The sequence below is a fragment of the Quadrisphaera sp. GCM10027208 genome (assembly GCF_042658805.1).
GTDB lineage: Bacteria > Actinomycetota > Actinomycetes > Actinomycetales > SCSIO-59966 > SCSIO-59966.
On the sequence record NZ_JBHSRC010000003.1, the window covers coordinates 197,005 to 214,590 of the forward strand.

General features: G+C 75.8%; 17 protein-coding genes. All 17 read right to left on the bottom strand.

Going from position 1 to position 17,586, the window contains the following annotated elements; genetic code table 11:
* Positions 1–71: 71 nt before the first annotated feature.
* Positions 72–995, bottom strand: coding sequence for an RluA family pseudouridine synthase (locus ACFP6A_RS06360; protein WP_379602451.1), 924 nt, complete (start codon positions 993–995; stop codon positions 72–74).
* On the bottom strand, positions 988–1,545 hold the full coding sequence (gene lspA / locus ACFP6A_RS06365) for a signal peptidase II (protein ID WP_379602453.1): 558 nt from the start codon (positions 1,543–1,545) through the stop codon (positions 988–990). The genes ACFP6A_RS06360 and lspA overlap by 8 nt, the downstream gene beginning before the upstream one ends.
* Before the next feature lie 49 nt (positions 1,546–1,594).
* Complete coding sequence (locus tag ACFP6A_RS06370) at positions 1,595–2,176, bottom strand: TraR/DksA family transcriptional regulator (RefSeq protein WP_379602455.1); 582 nt, start codon at positions 2,174–2,176, stop codon at positions 1,595–1,597.
* A 173-nt stretch (positions 2,177–2,349) separates the two neighbouring features.
* Complete coding sequence (locus ACFP6A_RS06375) at positions 2,350–3,060, bottom strand: DivIVA domain-containing protein (protein ID WP_379602457.1); 711 nt, start codon at positions 3,058–3,060, stop codon at positions 2,350–2,352.
* 94 nt (positions 3,061–3,154) lie between these two features.
* On the bottom strand, positions 3,155–3,454 hold the full coding sequence (locus ACFP6A_RS06380) for a YggT family protein (protein ID WP_379602459.1): 300 nt from the start codon (positions 3,452–3,454) through the stop codon (positions 3,155–3,157).
* Between the two features lie 46 nt (positions 3,455–3,500).
* The gene (locus ACFP6A_RS06385; protein ID WP_379602461.1) at positions 3,501–3,986 is read right to left on the bottom strand and encodes a cell division protein SepF; all 486 of its coding nucleotides are present in this window, start codon (positions 3,984–3,986) and stop codon (positions 3,501–3,503) included.
* 105 nt (positions 3,987–4,091) lie between these two features.
* A complete protein-coding gene (locus ACFP6A_RS06390; RefSeq protein ID WP_379602463.1) occupies positions 4,092–4,817 on the bottom strand; it encodes a YggS family pyridoxal phosphate-dependent enzyme in 726 nt (241 codons plus the stop codon).
* A gap of 11 nt (positions 4,818–4,828) precedes the next feature.
* Entirely contained in the window at positions 4,829–5,527 is a 699-nt protein-coding gene (pgeF, locus tag ACFP6A_RS06395) for a peptidoglycan editing factor PgeF (RefSeq protein ID WP_379602465.1), read from the bottom strand.
* Between the two features lie 61 nt (positions 5,528–5,588).
* Positions 5,589–6,878 carry a cell division protein FtsZ gene (gene ftsZ, locus ACFP6A_RS06400; protein WP_379602466.1) on the bottom strand — a complete coding sequence of 430 codons (1,290 nt, stop codon included), beginning with the start codon at positions 6,876–6,878 and terminating at the stop codon, positions 5,589–5,591.
* Positions 6,879–7,114: 236 nt separating this feature from the next.
* Positions 7,115–8,086, bottom strand: a complete 972-nt coding sequence (locus tag ACFP6A_RS06405) for a cell division protein FtsQ/DivIB (RefSeq protein ID WP_379602468.1) — start codon at positions 8,084–8,086, stop codon at positions 7,115–7,117.
* Positions 8,083–9,522: a UDP-N-acetylmuramate--L-alanine ligase gene (murC, locus tag ACFP6A_RS06410; RefSeq protein WP_379602469.1), complete on the bottom strand. Its 1,440-nt coding sequence runs from the start codon at positions 9,520–9,522 to the stop codon at positions 8,083–8,085. Before murC ends, ACFP6A_RS06405 begins: the two co-directional genes overlap by 4 nt.
* Complete coding sequence (gene murG, locus ACFP6A_RS06415) at positions 9,519–10,628, bottom strand: undecaprenyldiphospho-muramoylpentapeptide beta-N-acetylglucosaminyltransferase (RefSeq protein ID WP_379602471.1); 1,110 nt, start codon at positions 10,626–10,628, stop codon at positions 9,519–9,521. The genes murC and murG overlap by 4 nt, the downstream gene beginning before the upstream one ends.
* Positions 10,625–11,935 carry a putative lipid II flippase FtsW gene (ftsW, locus tag ACFP6A_RS06420; RefSeq protein WP_379602473.1) on the bottom strand — a complete coding sequence of 437 codons (1,311 nt, stop codon included), beginning with the start codon at positions 11,933–11,935 and terminating at the stop codon, positions 10,625–10,627. The genes murG and ftsW overlap by 4 nt, the downstream gene beginning before the upstream one ends.
* 3 nt (positions 11,936–11,938) lie before the next feature.
* Positions 11,939–13,465, bottom strand: a complete 1,527-nt coding sequence (gene murD / locus ACFP6A_RS06425; RefSeq protein WP_379602474.1) for a UDP-N-acetylmuramoyl-L-alanine--D-glutamate ligase — start codon at positions 13,463–13,465, stop codon at positions 11,939–11,941.
* Positions 13,462–14,547, bottom strand: a complete 1,086-nt coding sequence (gene mraY / locus ACFP6A_RS06430) for a phospho-N-acetylmuramoyl-pentapeptide-transferase (RefSeq protein ID WP_379602476.1) — start codon at positions 14,545–14,547, stop codon at positions 13,462–13,464. Before mraY ends, murD begins: the two co-directional genes overlap by 4 nt.
* The gene (gene murF, locus ACFP6A_RS06435) at positions 14,544–15,989 is read right to left on the bottom strand and encodes a UDP-N-acetylmuramoyl-tripeptide--D-alanyl-D-alanine ligase (RefSeq protein ID WP_379602477.1); all 1,446 of its coding nucleotides are present in this window, start codon (positions 15,987–15,989) and stop codon (positions 14,544–14,546) included. The genes mraY and murF overlap by 4 nt, the downstream gene beginning before the upstream one ends.
* A complete protein-coding gene (locus ACFP6A_RS06440) occupies positions 15,986–17,572 on the bottom strand; it encodes a UDP-N-acetylmuramoyl-L-alanyl-D-glutamate--2,6-diaminopimelate ligase (RefSeq protein WP_379602479.1) in 1,587 nt (528 codons plus the stop codon). Before ACFP6A_RS06440 ends, murF begins: the two co-directional genes overlap by 4 nt.
* Positions 17,573–17,586: the final 14 nt, after the last annotated feature.

Here is a 17,586-nt window from a genome sequence, read left to right on the forward strand (position 1 = left end):
CCGGTGACGCCCCTGCGGCAGCCCAGGCCGCTCGGCGTGTCGCCGGAGCCGGACCCGGCCGGCGGAGCGAGTCAGCCGCCGGCGAGCCGGTCCAGCGCGGTCGCCAGGTCCGCGGGGTAGTCGCTGGTGAGCTCGAGCCACTGCCCGGTGCCGGGGTGCTCGAACCCCAGGCGGACGGCGTGCAGCCACTGCCGCTGCAGCCCGAGCCGGGCCGCCAGCACCGGGTCGGCACCGTAGGTGAGGTCACCGACGCACGGGTGCCGCAGCGCGGAGAAGTGCACCCGGATCTGGTGGGTGCGGCCGGTCTCCAGGTGCACCTCGACGAGGGACGCCGCACGAAAGGCCTCGAGGACCTCGTAGTGGGTGACGCTCGGCTTCCCGGCTGCGGTGACGGCCCACTTCCCGTCGTGCTGGGGGTGGCGGCCGATGGGCGCGTCGATGGTGCCGGTCAGCGGGTCCGGGTGGCCCTGGACGAGAGCGTGGTAGACCTTGTCCACGGTGCGGTCCTTGAACGCCCGCTTGAGCCGCGAGTAGGCGTACTCGCTCTTGGCGACGACCATGAGGCCGGAGGTGCCGACGTCGAGCCGGTGGACGACGCCCTGCCGCTCGGCCGCCCCCGAGGTGGCGATGGTGTAGCCGGCGGCGGCGAGTCCGCCGACGACGGTCGGGCCGGTCCAGCCCGGGCTCGGGTGCGCCGCCACCCCGACCGGCTTGTCGACGACGACGAGGTCGTCGTCGTCGTGGACGACGCGCATCCCGGGCACCGGCTCGGCCGGCACCGGGACGGTCGCCGCGTCGGGCATCTCGACCTCCACCAGGGCGCCCGCGCGCAGCCGGTCGGACTTGCCGACGACGGCACCGTCGACCCGCACTCCGCCGCCCGCGGCGAGGTCGGCGGCACGGGACCGGGACAGGCCGAGCAGGCGCGCGAGCCCGGCGTCGACCCGTTCGCCCTCCAGCCCCTCGGGGACGGGCAGCACCCGGCGCTCAGGCACCGGTCGTCTCCTGCGTGGACTCCGGCCGTCGGCGCACGCCGTCGAGGTCGATGCCGAGCAGCCCGAGCAGCACGACCAGCCCGGCAGCCACGACGATCGCGATGTCGGCGACGTTGCCGACGAACCAGTCCCCGTAGGCGATGAAGTCGACGACGTGGCCGCGACCGAACGCGGGCGGTCGGACCAGCCGGTCCACGAGGTTGCCGAGGGCGCCGCCGAGCAGGAGCCCGAGGCTGACGGCCCAGATGCGGCTGCCGAGCCGGCGGGCGGCCCGCACGATGACGACCACGACCCCCACCGCGACCAGCGTCAGCACCCACGTCATCCCGGTGGCCAGCGAGAACGCCGCACCCGGGTTGAACAGCAGCCGCAGCGACAGCAGGTTGCCCACGAGCGGGACCGAGCTGCTCTCGTCGAGGTGCTCCACGGCGAGCGCCTTGGTCAGCTGGTCGACGAGGAGGACGACGCCGGCCACGGCGGCGAGCAGGGCGAGCAGGTGGCGGCGCGGGCCGGGCGAGGCGGGGCTGCTGCCCGCGGCGGTGTCGTCCATGGCGTCGGCAAGCCTGCCATGTCGGCGGGGCCGGCATCCCGGCGCAGGGTCAGTGTCGCTCCTGCCGCTGCTTGCACGGCACGCACAGCGTCGCCCGCGGGAAGGCCTGGAGCCGCCGCTTGCCGATCGGGGCACCGCAGCTCTCGCAGGTGCCGTAGGTGCCGGCGTCGATCCGCTCGAGCGCGTGCAGGTTCTGCGCCAGCGCCTCGCGGGCGTTGTTGGCGAGCGTGATCTCGTGCTCGCGCTCGAAGGCCTTGGTCCCGCTGTCGACCTGGTCCTCGCCGCCCCCGTCGCCGGAGTCGGCGATGAGCGTGGCCAGCTGGTCCTCGGCAGCGGTGATCTCCGCCCGCAGGCGGTCCACCTCGGCCAGCAGGTCGGAGCGCACCGCCTCGAGCTCGGCAGCGGTCCACGGTGTCTCGTCCTCGCGGACCGGCAACGCGCTCGGGGGAACCTTGCTCCCCGCCTTCTTCGCCGGCACAGTCTTCTTCGCGGGCACAGTCTTCTTCGCCGTCGCCGTCTTCTTCGCGGGCACAGTCTTCTTCGCGGGCACAGTCTTTCTCGCCGTCGCCGTCTTCTTCGCCGGCACAGTCTTCTTCGCCGGTCGCGCCTGGCCCGCGGCGGACTCCGCCATCCTCGTCGCCTCCTCCGCCCGACCCCCCGCGGGCCGACACGTGCGGCGAACAGTAGGCCCCGGCTGCGACAGGCTCAAGGCTCCACGCCGAGATCCGTCCTGCTCCCTCTACCCCCGGGACGACGACGGGCCGGGACCCGAGGGTCCCGACCCGTGGCCGCTGGTCGGACGAGTCAGCCGGAGATCGCGCCACCGGCAAAGCCGAAGCCGCCGCCCGGCTGCGGCTGCTGGGCTCCGTGACCGGACGGGACGACGGTGCCACTGCTCTCCAGCTCGCGCAGCTGGCTCTCCAGGTAGCTCTTCAGCCGGCTGCGGTACTCCCGCTCGAAGGCCCGGAGCTGGTCGATCTTCCGCTCGAGCACCGAGCGTTCCTGCTCCAGCGCGCCGAGGGTCTGACGCTGCTTCTCCTCCGCCTCGCGGACGAGGCGGGCGGCGTGCTCCTTGGCCTCTGCGACGAGCTTGTCGCGCTGCTCCTCGCCGGCCTTGACGTGGTCGTCGTGCAGCTTCTGCGCCAGGGCGAGCATGCCGGCAGCCGCCTCGGGACCACTGGAGGCCGCCGCGGGAGCGGGGGTCGCCGGCTCCGGCTCGCGGACCGCCGAGGCGGCCACGGGCGCGGGGACGGGCGGCGGGGAGGCCGGCTCGGGAGCCTCGGGCCGCTGCGGCTCCGGGGCCGTCTCGGCCCTGGCCCCGGCGCGGGTCAGCTCGCCGACGCGGCGCTCGCAGGCCGCGAGCTTCTGACGCAGCTCGTCGTTCTCCGCGTTCAGCCGACGCAGCTCGTTGACGACCTCGTCGAGGAAGTCGTCGACCTCGTCCTGGTCGTAGCCCTCGCGGAACTTCGTCGGCTGGAACCGCTTGTTGACTACTTCCTCCGGCGTCAACGCCATGTGGTCACCTCGTGACGTGAGTTCAGTGCAAAAGTGACCCTCTGATCGAGATCACCAGCGGTCACGGTAGCGGACGACGGGCGCGTGCGCCGCCTCAACCCAGCGAGACGGCAGCCGAGGCGAGGACGGACTGCAGGATCCCCGCGAGCACGAACAGGATGATAAACGCAAGGTCGAGCTGGACCTGGCCCAGTCGCACCGGCCTGACGACGCGGCGGATGGCGCGCAGCGGAGGGTCGGTGAGGCTGTAGACCGTCTCCGCGACGACCAGCAGGGCTCCGCGCGGACGCCAGTCGCGGGAGAAGACCTGGATCCAGTCGAAGACCAGGCGTCCGAACAGGACGAGGATGTACAGCCAGACGAGGAAGGAGAGGACTCCGAAGATCGCACCCACGCGGGTCAGTGTCCCAGGTGCCCGGCGGGCCGGCGTCCTGCGGGCGTCAGGACTGGTTGAACAGCCCGGACGGCTGGGTCCCGGTCCGGTCGGCGCCGTCGACCTCGATGTTCTCCGGGGAGAGCAGGAACACCTTGCTCGTCACCCGCTCGATGCTGCCGCGCAGGCCGAACACCAGGCCGGCCGAGAAGTCCACCAGACGCTTGGCGTCGGAGTCCTGCATGTCGGTGAGGTTCATGATCACCGGGACGCCGTCGCGGAAGCTCTCGCCGATGCTCCTGGCGTCGTTGTAGGTCCGCGGGTGGATCGTGGTGATCCGGCGCAGGTCGCTGACCGGCTCGGCCACCACCCGGGTCACCCGGTCGCGGGTGATCGGGGTGACCTGGGCACGGCGGGGCTCCGGACGCTCGGCACGGTCCTGGTGCGTGTCGCTCACCGGCTGCTCCTCGTCGTGGCCGTCGTAGGACTCGTAGCGCTCGTCCTCCTCGGCGAGCCCGAGGTAGACCATCGTCTTGCGCAGCGCGCCTGCCATCGTCTGCTCCTCGTCCTGCGACTGTTCCTGCCGCTGTCCTGCGGCCGTCCTGTGACCGTGCCGTCCTGGGGTGCCTCGGGTACGGGCGGACCCGACGCGGCGACGCTACTGCAGCGGTGGCCGGGATCCGAGGACCGCGCTGCCGACACGCAGGTGTGTCGCGCCGGCCGCCACGGCGTCCTCGAGGTCGCCGCTCATCCCGGCGGAGACCGCCGAGGCGCCCGGGTACACCTGCCGCAGCTGCGCCCCGATCCGGACCAGCCGCTCGAACGCCGGGCGGGCCGGTCCCCGCCGCGGGGCGACTCCCATCACCCCGCGCAGTCGCAGCCGCGGCTCGGAGGCGACGGCCTCGGCCAGTGCGGCGACACCGGCCGGCGCGACCCCGCCGCGGCGGGCGGCCTCGGCCGGGTCGGTGTCCAGGCCCACCTGCACCAGCACCTCGAGGGTCCGCCCCGCGCGCTCGGCGCCCCGGGCCAGGGCGGGGACCAGCCGCACCCGGTCCACCGAGTGCACCCAGGCCGCGTAGGAGGCGACCGAGGCGGCCTTGTTCGTCTGCAGCCGGCCGACGAAGTGCCACCGCAGGTCGAGGTCGGCGAGCTCGGCGGCCTTGGCCGCTGCCTCCTGGTCGCGGCTCTCCCCCACGTCCCGGACGCCGAGACCGGCCAGCGCGCGGACGTCGGCGGCCGGGAAGGTCTTCGTCACCACGACGAGGTGGACGTCCCGAGGGTCGCGGCCGGCGGCGGCGCACGCAGCGTCGATGCGGGCGTGCACCGTCTCCAGCCCGGCGCGCAGCGCGGCGACCCGCTCCTCGTCCACCTGCTTCTCGTCCACCCGCTCCTCGCTCAGCGCAGGCTGCCGTCGTCCAGCCAGGCCAGGCCGGCGAACCGCCCGGTCACCCCGTCCCGCCGGTAGCTGTACAGGTCCGGGTCCTCGAACGTGCACCCCGGCACCTGCTCCACCTCGGCGCCGGCGTCGAGCAGCTGCGCGTGCACGCCGGCGGCGACGTCGAGCCCGGGGGTGCCCCACCGCGTGGTCGTGGCCGTCACCGGGTGGTCGGCGGCGACCTCGTCGCGCAGCTCGGCCGGCACCTCGTAGCAGGCCCCGCAGACCGAGGGCCCGATCGTGGCCAGCACACGCCCGGCGCCCAGGGAGCGCATCCGTTCGAGCGTGGCCGGGACCACTGCGGCGACGAGCCCCCGCCGTCCGGCGTGGGCGACCGCGACCAGCCCCTCGTCGGGGGCCACCATCATGACCGGCACGCAGTCGGCGACGAGCACCGCCAGCACCGTGCCGGGCTCGCCGGTGACGAGCGCGTCGGCCTCGGGAGGACCGGCCGGCCACGGGCCGTGGACCGTCTCGACGCCGGCGCCGTGCACCTGCCGGGCGACGACGAGCCGCTCGACGGGCACCCCGATCACCGCCGCGAGCCGGCGGCGGTTCTCGGCCACGTCGTCCGGGTCGTCGCCGACGTGCTCGGCCAGGTCGAGGCCGGCCCACGGGCCGCGGCTGACGCCGCCGGCCCGTGAGGTGAGCGCCCTCACGACCCGTCCCCGCGGGCCGGGGTCGGCGGTGGACCAGCGGAGCACCGGCGGTCCCGGTGGCTCAGGGCCGCAGGAAGTCGGGGACGTCGAGGTCGTCGTCCTCAGCGCGCGCGGACCGGGGCTCGGGCTCGACCACCCGGGGCACCTGGACGGGCTCACGGTCCGCGCGGTCCGGGGACGCCGCCGACCCGGTGGCCGCCGTGTCCTCCCCGGCGCCGACCGCTGCCCCGGGACGACCCGGCCCGGACGGGGTGAACTGCACCCCGCCGTCGGTCGGGGCGCCGTGCTGGGTCGCCCCCTGGGAGGCGGTGTGCGGGCGGGCCCCGGCCGGGGCGGCCCCGTTTCCGTTCACCGACCGGCCGGAGACCTGCCCCAGGGCCCGGTCGTCACGGCGCCGGTTCGGCGTCCCGCCGTCGAAGCCGGCGGCGATGACGGTGACCCTGACCTCGTCGCCGAGGGCGTCGTCGATGACCGCGCCGAAGATGATGTTCGCCTCCGGGTGGGCCGCCTCCTGCACCAGCCGGGCCGCCTCGTTGATCTCGAACAGCCCGAGGTCCGAGCCGCCCTGGATGGACAGCAGCACGCCGTGGGCGCCGTCGATGCTCGCCTCGAGCAGCGGGGAGGAGATCGCCAGCTCCGCGGCCTGGACGGCCCGGTCCTCCCCACGCGCCGAGCCGATGCCCATGAGGGCGCTGCCGGCGTTCGACATCACCGACTTGACGTCGGCGAAGTCCAGGTTGATGAGGCCCGGCGTGGTGATCAGGTCGGTGATGCCCTGGACGCCGGAGAGCAGGACCTGGTCGGCGGACCGGAAGGCGTCCAGGACGCTGACGTTGCGGTCGCTGATGGACAGCAGCCGGTCGTTGGGGATGACGATGAGGGTGTCGACCTCCTCGCGGAGCTCGGCGATACCGGTCTCGGCGCTGTTCGCGCGTCGCCGGCCCTCGAAGGTGAACGGCCGGGTGACCACGCCGATGGTCAGGGCGCCGAGCTGGCGGGCGATCCGGGCGACGACCGGGGCGCCGCCGGTCCCGGTGCCGCCGCCCTCACCGGCGGTGACGAACACCATGTCGGCGCCCTTGAGGACCTCCTCGATCTCCTCGGCGTGGTCCTCGGCGGCCCTCTTGCCGACGTCCGGGTCGGCCCCGGCGCCCAGGCCGCGGGTGAGCTCACGACCCACGTCGAGCTTGACGTCGGCGTCGCTCATGAGCAGGGCCTGGGCGTCGGTGTTGATGGCGATGAACTCGACACCCTTCAGACCGACCTCGATCATCCGGTTGACCGCGTTCACGCCACCGCCGCCGATGCCGACGACCTTGATGACCGCGAGGTAGTTCTGCGGTGCTGCCACGGGGTCTTCTCGCCTTCGTCCGAGAGTTGGTCGGGCCGGTCGGCCCGCTGGGTAGGGGGTTCTTCCACGCCGCGGTGCGGGCCCGGTCGCCGGACCCTCACCTTCAGGTAGAGGGTTATAGTTATGTCAACTACGTCGTGTCCCGGACGCTAGGAGGCAACGGCGCCGAGGGACAACCCGCCACGCCGGGACACACGGATTCGGTTGCGGTTTTCTCGCCGGCGCCGGGTGCCGGCTCAGTCCGCGGCGCGGGTGACCGGCACGAGCGGTGCGCTGACGTCGTACACCTCGGCCGGCTGGCCGCGCAGCGCCTGGAGCACCTGGGCCTTGAGCGCGTTGTCGTCCGCGCTCCCCCACACGACGGCGGCGCCGTCCCGCATCGTCAGCCGGACGTCGTCCCGGCTGACGGCGCCCACGGAGGCGACGTCCGCGGCGAGCTCGGCCGGCAGCGCGGTGACGACCTCGATGGCGGCGGCCAGCGCGCGCCCGGAGGCGTCCGGGTCGCCGGAGACGTCGACGTCCAGCACCGGCAGGTCCGGCGGGGCGTCGTCCTGGTGGGCCACGACGACGGCCTCCAGGTCGACCAGCGCGAACCCGTCGTCGGCCGGGACGGCCGCGACCGGGACGCGCTCGACCAGGCGCACCTCGAGGGTCCGCGGCCAGGCCCGCACGACGTCCACCTCCTTGACCAGGGGCAGCCCGGCGACGTCCTCCTCCAGGGCGCCGGTGTCGACCCGGGCCAGCGGGGTGCCGACCGCGGGCTCCACCAGGGCGACGACCTCGGCCCGGGGGACCCGGTCGTTCCCGACCACCCCGACCTCCCGGACGGCGAGCAGCGGGGAGGCCAGGACGGCCCACCCGGCCACGGCGACCAGGGCCGCGGCGGCCAGCGCGAGGAGCACGGGCCGCCAGGACAGCCGCCGGGCCGCCCGGGCGCGGGCGGCGAACCGGGCCGCGGAGCCGGGCACCAGCGGGCCGTGACCGGACGACCGGCCACCGGCCGTCGGGGTGGCCGCCCGCGAGGTGGTGCGGTCCGGTGGCGCGCTGCGGGCAGGCCGGGCAGACCGGGCAGCGCGGGCAGGCCGCGGGCGACCGGTGCGCACCGGTGCGGCCGGGGAGGCGCTGCGGACGTCGGCGTCCTGGCGGGACGACGTCCCCCCCGCGCCGGCGGGACGCCGGCGGACGGGCGGCGTCGGTCGCCGGCTCACGCCGTGTGCTCCCGCTCGCGGTCCTGGTCGAGCAGCGCCAGCACCTCCGGACCGATCATCGTCACGTCTCCGGCCCCGACGGTGAGCACGACGTCCCCGGGCTGGACGAGCCTGGCGACCTCCCCGGCCACCGCCGACCAGGACGGCACGTACCGGACGTGGCCGGGCGGCAGGTCGACGGCCCGGGCCACCAGCTCGCCGGTGACGCCGGCGACCGGGTCCTCCCGGGCGGCGTAGACGTCCATGACGACGACCTCGTCGGCGCCCGACAGGGCCGCCCCGAACTCGTCGGCGAAGTCGAGGGTCCGGCTGTACAGGTGCGGCTGGAACACGACGACGAGCCGGCCGCCGTCGGCGACGGTCCGTCCGGTGGCGACCGCCGCGGCCACCTTGGCCGGGTTGTGCGCGTAGTCGTCGTAGACGCGTACCCCACCGGCGCCGCCGCGCGGCTCGAACCGCCGCCTGGTGCCGGCGTAGGCCTCCAGGCCCTCGAGGGCGACGGCGGGCGCCACGCCGAGGGTGACCGCCGCGGCGTAGGCGGCGCCGGCGTTGAGGGCGTTGTGGTGACCGGGCACCCGCAGCAGCGCGTCGCCGACCCGCCGCCCCCGGTCGACGACGGTGAGGGCGACCCGTCCACCCCGCGGCGTGACGTCGGTGAGCCGGACGTCGGCGTCCGGGTGCTCGCCGTAGCTCAGGACGCGGCGGCCCTCGCTGCGAGCCAGGTCGGCGAGCCGGGCGGCGCCGGGGTCGTCGAGGCAGGTGACGAGCACGCCGTCACCGACGATCCGCCGGCTGAACTCGGCGAACGCCGCCTCGACGGCGGCCGCGGTGCCGTAGTGGTCGAGGTGGTCGGGCTGGACGTTCGTCACCACCGACAGCTCGGGCCGGTAGACGAGGAACGACGCGTCGCTCTCGTCCGCCTCGGCGACGAAGACCTCGCCGGTGCCGTCGTGGGCGTTCGTGCCCGCGGTGGCGAGGTCGCCGCCGATGGCGAAGGACGGGTCCCAGCCGGCGTGCTGCAGGACGACGGTGAGCATCGAGGAGGTGGTGGTCTTGCCGTTCGTCCCCGCCACGGCGACGCCGCGGCGGCCCTGCATGACCGCGTGCAGGGCCTGGGAGCGGTGCAGCACGGTGAGCCCGCGCCGGCGGGCCTCCACCAGCTCGACGTTGTCGTCCCGGATCGCCGAGGACGCGACGACCGTGCGGGCCCGGGCGACCCGCGCCGGGTCGAAGCCGGTGGCGACGTCGCCGCCGAGGGCACGCAGTGCCGCGAGCACCGGCAGGTCCTTGGCGTCGCTGCCACTGACCGGGACGCCCCTGGCCAGCAGGATGCGGGCGATCCCCGACATCCCCACGCCGCCGACCCCGACGAAGTGCACCGGCCCGAGGTCGCGGGCGGGGGGCACCGGGGCGGACAGGTCGAACCGCGGGCTCACCGCGCGCCCCCCCGGGCAGCGGCGACCCGGCGGACGACGGCGGCGAGCCGCTCGTCGCCGTCCCGGACCCCCAGCGCCGCCGACCGCCGCGCGGTCTCGGCGAGCGCGGCGCGGTCGGCGAGCAGCGGCAGCAGCCGGGCCCGGGCCCACTGCGGGGTGAACTCGGCGTCCTCGACGAGCAGCCCGCCACCGGCCCGGACGACGGGCTCGGCGTTGAGCCGCTGCTCCCCGTTGCCGATCGGCAGCGGGACGTAGACGGCGGGCAGGCCGACGGCGGTGACCTCGCAGACCGTCCCGGCGCCGGCCCGGCCGACGACGAGGTCGGCGGCCGCGTAGGCGAGGTCCATCCGTTCGAGGTACTCCCGGACGACGTACGGCACGTCGGCGGGCCGGTCGGCGGGCAGGTCGACCGACTTGCCGGCGCCGCACCCGTGCAGCACCTGGACGCCGGCCGCGGCGAGGTCCGGGGCGACGGCGGCGACGGTGCTGTTGAGGCGCTGGGCCCCCAGGCTCCCCCCGTACACGAGCAGCGTCGTGAGGTCCGGGCGCAGACCGAAGTGCTCGCGGGCAGCGGTCCGGGCCGCCTCGCGGTCGAGCCCGCGGATCTCCGGTCGCATCGGCAGACCGGTCAGCTCGGCGCGCGGCAGCGGGGTGTCCGCGAAGGTGACCGCGACGGCGTCGGCGAACCGGGCGCCGAGCCGGTTGGCCAGACCTGGCCGCCGGTTCTGCTCGTGGACGACGAGGGGGACCCGGCGCCGGCGGGCGGCGAGGTAGGCCGGGGCTGCCACGTACCCGCCGAAGCCGACGACGACGTCGGCACCGACCCGGTCGACGGCGTCCTGCGCGGCGCGCACGGCGCCACGCAGCCGTCCGGGCAGCCGGAGGAGGTCCGCGCCGGGCCGCCGTGGCATCGGCACCCGGGGCACGACGGCGAGCTCGTAGCCGCGCTCGGGGACCAGGCGGGCCTCCAGACCCTGCGTGGTGCCCAGCACGAGCACCCGCGTCCTGGGGTCGTCGGCCCGCAACCGGTCGGCGGTGGCGAGCAGCGGGGCGACGTGGCCGGCGGTGCCCCCGCCGGCGAGCAGGACCGCGAGGCCCTCGCTCACCGCGGGCCTCCACGGCGTGGGCGCGGGGCCGGCCGGGAGCCGGGCCCGGCCCCGGCCGGGGTGCGCAGCGGGACGACGGCCAGCGAGCGCCGGACGACGCCCGGCCGGGCCTGCAGGGCCTCCCGAGCGCCCGGCTCGGCGCGGGCGAAGGACAGCACCATGCCGAGCGCCACGAGCGTGGACACCAGCGCCGACCCGCCGGCCGACACCAGCGGCAACGGGACCCCGATGACGGGCAGGAGGCCGAGCACCACGCCGATGTTGATCATCGCCTGGCCCACCACCCAGGCGAGCACCCCGGCTGTGGTGATCTTGACGAACAGGTCGTCGGTGCGGCGCACGACCCGGGCGAAGGCGACTCCCATCGCCGCGAACAGCAGGATGACGACGGTGGTGCCGGGCAGTCCCAGCTCCTCACCGATGATGGCGAAGATGAAGTCGTTGTGCGCCTCGGGCAGCCACGACCACTTCTCCCGGCTCGCACCCAGTCCGACCCCCCACCAGCCGCCGGACGCCAGCGCCCACTTGCCGTGGGTGGTCTGCCAGCACGCACCCCAGTAGTCCGTGCACTCGGCGGACAGCCAGGAGTCGATCCGCTGCATCCGGTTGGGGCTGGTGACGACGAGCGCCGCGGCCGCGGCACCGGCCAGCCCGAGCGCGACGGCGAACATCCGCGCCGGGACCCCGGCGACGAACAGGGCGCCGCCGACGATGGCCAGCAGGACGAGCGCGGTGCCGAGGTCGTTGCCCATGAGGACGAGCCCGACGACGAGACCGGCGAACGGGCCGACCGGCACGAGCACGTGCGCCCAGCTGCTCAGCAGGTGCCGCTTGCGGGCCAGCACCGCACCGAGCCAGACGGCGAGGGCGAGCTTGGCCGCCTCCGACGGCTGGGCCCGCACCCCGGCGACCTCGATCCAGTTCGTGTTGCCCTTGACCCCCACGCCGAGCGGGGTGAGGACGAGGAGCTGACCGATCAGGGCGAGGCCGAGCAGCGGCCAGGCCCACCGCTTCCAGGCGCGCACCGGGACCCGGGAGGCCGCCCACATGAGCAGCACGCCGACCGCGGCGAACACCGCCTGGCGGGAGAACACCGCGAAGGAGGAGCCGCTGGCCGCGTAGGACTCGACGCTCGAGCTCGACAGCACCATGACCAGGCCGATGCCGACGAGCAGCAGGGTCGAGCCGAGCAGCAGGTAGTAGCTGGTGACCGGGGTCTCCCAGCGGGTGAGCCGGTCGACGAGCGCGGTCGACCACGACCGGCCGCGCTGCTCCGGGGTGCGGGGCGGGGCGGTGAGCACGGCCACGGCTCAGCCCTCGGCGCCGGGGTGGGTGGCGCGGACCCGGGCCCGGACGGCGTCGGCGAAGGCGTCCCCGCGGGAGGCGTAGTCCCGGAACTGGTCCATGGAGGCGCACGCGGGCGCCAGCAGGACCGTGTCGCCGGGTTGCGCCATCGCCGCCGCGGCGCGGACCGCGTCGTCCATCACGGCGCGCCCGGCGGCGCTCGAGGGAACCGGCACCCGCCCAGTCTCGCCGGGGTCGACCTCGACGACGGGGACATCCGGTGCGTGTCGCCTCAGCGCTGCGCGCAGCGGCTCACGGTCCACGCCGATGAGGACCACCCCGCGCAGCCGGTCGCGGTGGTGGCGGACCAGGTCGTCGAAGGCGGCGCCCTTGGCCAGGCCACCGGCCACCCAGACGACCGGGCCGAACGCGGCCAGGGACGCGTCGGCGGCGTGCGGGTTCGTGGCCTTGGAGTCGTCGACCCAGTCCACCCCGGCCACGGAGGCGACCCGGGTGATGCGGTGCGGGTCGGGACGGAACCCCCGCAGCCCGTCGCGGACGGCGGCGGCGGGCACGCCGTGGGCGCGGGCGAGCGCCGCCGCGGCCAGCGCGTTGGCGACGGTGTGCGGGGGCACCGGGGCGCCGTCCGGGGAGAGGTCGGCCAGGGTGGCCAGCTCGGCCGCGGACGTGCGCCGCTCGGGGACGAACGCCCGGTCCGCCAGCACGTCGTCGACGACGCCCAGCATCGACACGTCCGGCACGTCGAGGGTGAAACCGACGGCCCGGCACCCGTCGACGACGTCGGCCTCCCGGACCAGCCGCTCGGTCGTCGGGTCCTGGACGTTGTACACGCAGGCCACCTGGGTGCGCTCGTACACCCGCCCCTTGGCCGCGACGTAGGCCTCCATCGAGCCGTGCCAGTCGACGTGGTCGGGCGCGACGTTGAGGCAGGCGCTGGCCCGCGGCGCCGGGGACGACGCCCAGTGCAGCTGGAAGCTCGAGAGCTCCACGGCGATCACGTCGTAGGGGTCGGGGTGCAGCACCGCCTCCAGCAGCGGGGTGCCGACGTTGCCGGCCGCGGTGGTCCGCAGACCGGCGGCCTGCAGGACGGCGGTGAGCATCCGCACCGTGGTCGTCTTGCCGTTCGTCCCGGTCAGGGTCAGCCACGGCGCGCCCCCGGTGGGCGGGCGCATCCGCCAGGCGAGCTCGACCTCTCCCCAGACCGGGACGCCGGCCGCGGCGGCGGCGGCCAGTGCCGGCGCGGTGGGCCGCCAGCCCGGGGAGGTGACGACGACCTCGGGGGCCGCGCCGTCGACGTCCGGGAGACCGGCGGTGGCCTGCGGGCCGAGCCGGACGTCGGCCCCCAGCACGCGCAGCAGGTCCGCCCGGTCCCGCTGCTCGGGTCCGTCCCGCTCGTCGAGCACGCTCACCCGGGCGCCGCGCTCGGCGAGCGCGGCGGCGGCGGCGAGCCCGCTGACCCCCAGGCCGGTGACGACCACCCGCAGACCGGACCAGTCGGCGTCCGCGGAGGTCAGCGTGTCCGTGCGGCTCACAACCGCACCAGCCACTCGGCGTAGAAGATCCCCAGCCCGAGGGCCACGAACAGCCCGGCGATGATCCAGAACCGGATCACGATGGTCACCTCGGCCCAGCCCACGAGCTCGAAGTGGTGCTGCAGCGGGGCCATCCGGAAGACCCGTCTGCCGGTGAGCTTGAACGAGGCGACCTGGATGAGGACCGACAGCGTGATGATGACGAACAGCCCGCCGAGCAGGATGAGCAGCAGCTCGGTGCGGGTGGTGATGGCCAGCCCGGCCAGCGCCCCGCCCAGGGCCAGGGAGCCGGTGTCACCCATGAAGATCTTCGCCGGGGACGCGTTCCACCACAGGAAGCCGAACGTGGCGCCGGTGAGGGCGGCGGCGACCACGGCCAGGTCCCGGGGGTCGCGGACCTCGTAGCAGTTCGGGCCGGCCTGGGCGACGAGCTGGCAGGACTGGTTGGACTGCCACAGCCCGATGAGCACGTAGGCGCCGGCGACGAACGCGGTGGCGCCGGTGGCCAGGCCGTCGAGACCGTCGGTGAGGTTCACCCCGTTGCTCGTCGCGGCGACCATGAGCTGGGCCCACAGCACGAACAGCAGCATCCCCACGAACGTGCCGGCGAAGGCCAGGTCGAGGTTCGTGTCCCGGATGAAGGAGATCTTCGTCGAGGCCGGGGTGCGCCACGCCTCGTTGGGGAACTGCAGCGCCAGCACCGCGAACACGACGGCGACGAGGGACTGGCCGACGAGCTTGGGCACCGTCCGCAGGCCGAGGCTGCGCTGCTTGGTGATCTTGATGAAGTCGTCGAGGAACCCGACGAAGCCCAGGCCCACCATGAGGCCCAGGACGAGCAGTGCGCTGGCGGTCACCCCGGTGCCGGTGAGGGCGTGGGCGAGCAGGTAGCCGACGACGGTGGCACCGATCATCACGGCACCGCCCATCGTCGGGGTGCCGCGCTTCGTGTGGTGCGTCGTAGGGCCGTCGTCGCGGATGAACTGCCCGTAGCCCCGCTTGACGAGGAAGCGGATGTACAGCGGCGTGCCGAACAGGGACAGCAGCAGCGAGATGCCCGCGGCGCCGAGGACGGTCCTCACCGGACCACCTCGCCGGCGTCGTCCGGGTGGTGCCCGCCGGCGGCCAGGCGCTCACCGAGGGCGTGCAGGCCCACCGCGTTCGACGCCTTGACCAGGACGACGTCGCCCGGGCGCAGCTCCTCGGCGAGCAGCGCCTCGGCCGCGGCGACGTCCGGGACGGCGAGCGACTCCTCGCCCCAGGAGCCCTCGTGCGCGGCCCCGGTGTGCACGGCGCGGGCGCCGGCACCGACGGCGACGAGCCGGGACACGTCGAGCCGCACGGCGAGCCGGCCGACGGCGTCGTGCTCGGCCGCCGAGGACTCCCCGAGCTCGAGCATCTCCCCGAGGACCGCCCAGGTCCGCCGGCCGCGGCCGATGGCGACGAGCGCCTTGAGCGCGGCCCGCACCGACTCCGGGTTGGCGTTGTAGGCGTCGTTGATGACGGTGACGCCGTCGGGGCGCTCGGTGACCTCCATCCGGTAGCGGCTGGCCGGCTCCGCGGCGCTCAGCGCCTCGGCGACGGCGGGCAGCTCCAGGCCGAGGGCGAGCGCGACGGTGGCGGCGGCCAGCGCGTTGGGCACCTGGTGCTCGCCGTACAGCCGCAGGCGGACCGGCGCGCTGCCGGCGGGGGTGACGAGGGTGAGGACCGGGCGGCCGGCGTCGAGGTCGACGTCCTGCGCGCGGATCGTGGCGCGGGCGGACTCGCCGAACCAGTGGACCGCGGCGGTGGTCCGCGTCGCCATCCGGGCGACGAGGTCGTCGTCGGCGTTGAGGACGGCGACGCCGCCCCGCCGGGCGGGCGGCAGCGCCTCGACGAGCTCGCCCTTGGCCCGGGCGGTGCCCTCCCGGGAGCCGAACTCGCTCAGGTGCGCGCTGCCGACGTTGAGGACGACCCCGACCCGGGGCGGGACGACCTGGCACAGGTGGGCGATGTGCCCGACCCCGCGGGCGCCCATCTCGACGACGAGGAAGCGGGTCTGCTCGTCGGCCCGCAGCACGGTCAGCGGGACGCCGACCTCGTTGTTGAACGACCCGGACGGCGCGACCGTGGGGCCGGCGGCCCCGAGCACCGCGGCCAGCAGGTCCTTGGTGGAGGTCTTGCCGGAGGAACCGGTCAGGGCGACGACGTCGAGCCCCGGCGCACTGCCGGGACGGGGGGCGGTGAGCCGGTCGACCACGGCCCGGGCCAGGGCGCCCAGGGCACCGGTCCCCGAGCCGACGACGACGCACGGCACGTCGAGCTCGCGCTCGGCGAGCACGGCGACGGCGCCCTGGCCGACCGCCGCGGCGGCGAAGTCGTGCCCGTCGGCGCGCTGGCCGGGCAGCGCCACGAACAGCGCCCCCGGTGCGGCCTGCCGGGAGTCGACGACGACCGGGCCGGTGACGACGCTGTCGGGGGCGGCGCCGCCGGCGAGCCGGCCGCCGACGGCGTCGGCGACCTCGGCGAGGGTCAGCGGGATCACCGGCCCGCCTCCGGCGCCACGGCGGCCCGGGCCGCGAGGGCCGCCCGCAGCACGACCCGGTCGTCGAACGGGTGCACCGTCCCGTCCACCTCCTGACCGCTCTCGTGGCCCTTGCCGGCGAGGAGCACCGTGTCCTGCGGGCCGGTGGTCGCGGCGAGCGCGACGGCGACCGCCTCGGCGCGGTCGGGGACCTCGAGGACGTCGGCCCCACCGGCGGCGCGCGCCCCCTGCAGCACGGCCGCCCGGATGGTCGCCGGGTCCTCCGAGCGCGGGTTGTCGTCGGTGACGACGACGAGGTCGGCCCCGCGGGCCGCGGCCTCACCCATCGCCGGGCGCTTGCCGGGGTCCCGGTCCCCGCCCGCGCCGAGGACGACGACGAGCCGGCCGGGTGTGGCGGGGCGCAGCGCCCGCAGCGCGGCGGCCAGGGCGTCGGGGGTGTGGGCGTAGTCGACGAGCGCCAGCGGCTCCCCGGGGGCACCGGTGCGCACCGGTTCCATCCGGCCCGGCACGCCGGGGGCGCCGGCGAGCCCGGCCGCCGCCGCCTCGGGGTCCAGGCCCGCCTCGAGCAGGACGACGAACGCCAGGGCGGTGTTGGCCACGTTGAAGTCGCCGGGCAGGGGGCTGACGAGCCGGTGCCGGCGTCCGTCGCGGTGCCGGAGGGTGAACGCGGTGGTGGTCCCGGAGGGGTCCGGCTGCCCCGGTCCGGCCGTCCAGTCCGCGTCGGCGTCCGGCCGGGTCGTCACCGTCACGACCGGGACGGCCGCCTGGCGGGCCAGCCGGCGTCCCCACTCGTCGTCGACGCACACGACGCCGCGCCGGGACCGCGCCGGGGTGAACAGCGTGGCCTTGGCGGCGTAGTAGTCGGCCATGTCCCGGTGGAAGTCCAGGTGGTCCTGGGACAGGTTGGTGAAGGCGGCGACGTCGTACACGACGCCGTCCACGCGGTGCAGGGCCAGGGCGTGGCTGGACACCTCCATCGAGCAGGCGGTGACGCCGCGCTCGCGCATGACGGCGAGCAGGGCGTGCACGTCCGGCGACTCCGGGGTGGTCCGCGAGCTGGGCACCCGCTCGTCGCCGACCCGGACCTCGACGGTGCCGACCAGACCGGTGCGGCGGCCGGCGGCGCGCAGGGCGGCGTCGAGCAGGTGGACGGTGGTGGTCTTCCCGTTCGTCCCGGTGACGCCGAGCAGCAGCAGGTCCGCCGCCGGGCGCCCGTAGACGTCGGCGGCGAGGGCGCCGAGCACGGCCCGCGGGTCGGCCACGACGAGGGCGGGCAGCCCGGCGCCGCCCACCCGCTGCACCCCGGCGAGATCGGTGACCGCGGCCACGGCACCGGCGGCCGCGGCCTGCGCGGCGAAGTCGGCGCCGTGCGCCCGGGCGCCGGGCAGGGCCGCGTACAGGTCCCCGGGGCGGACCTGCCGGGAGTCCAGGGTGACCCCGTGCACGACGGTGTCACCGGCCGTGCCCGGCCGGAGCACGGCGCCCACGGAGTCGGCGAGGTCGGCGAGGGTGCGCCCCGGGACGCGGGCCGGCCGGGGCAGGCCGGGGCTCCCGTGGTCGGACCTCCGGGCGGGGGTCGGCACGGCGGCGAGGCTAG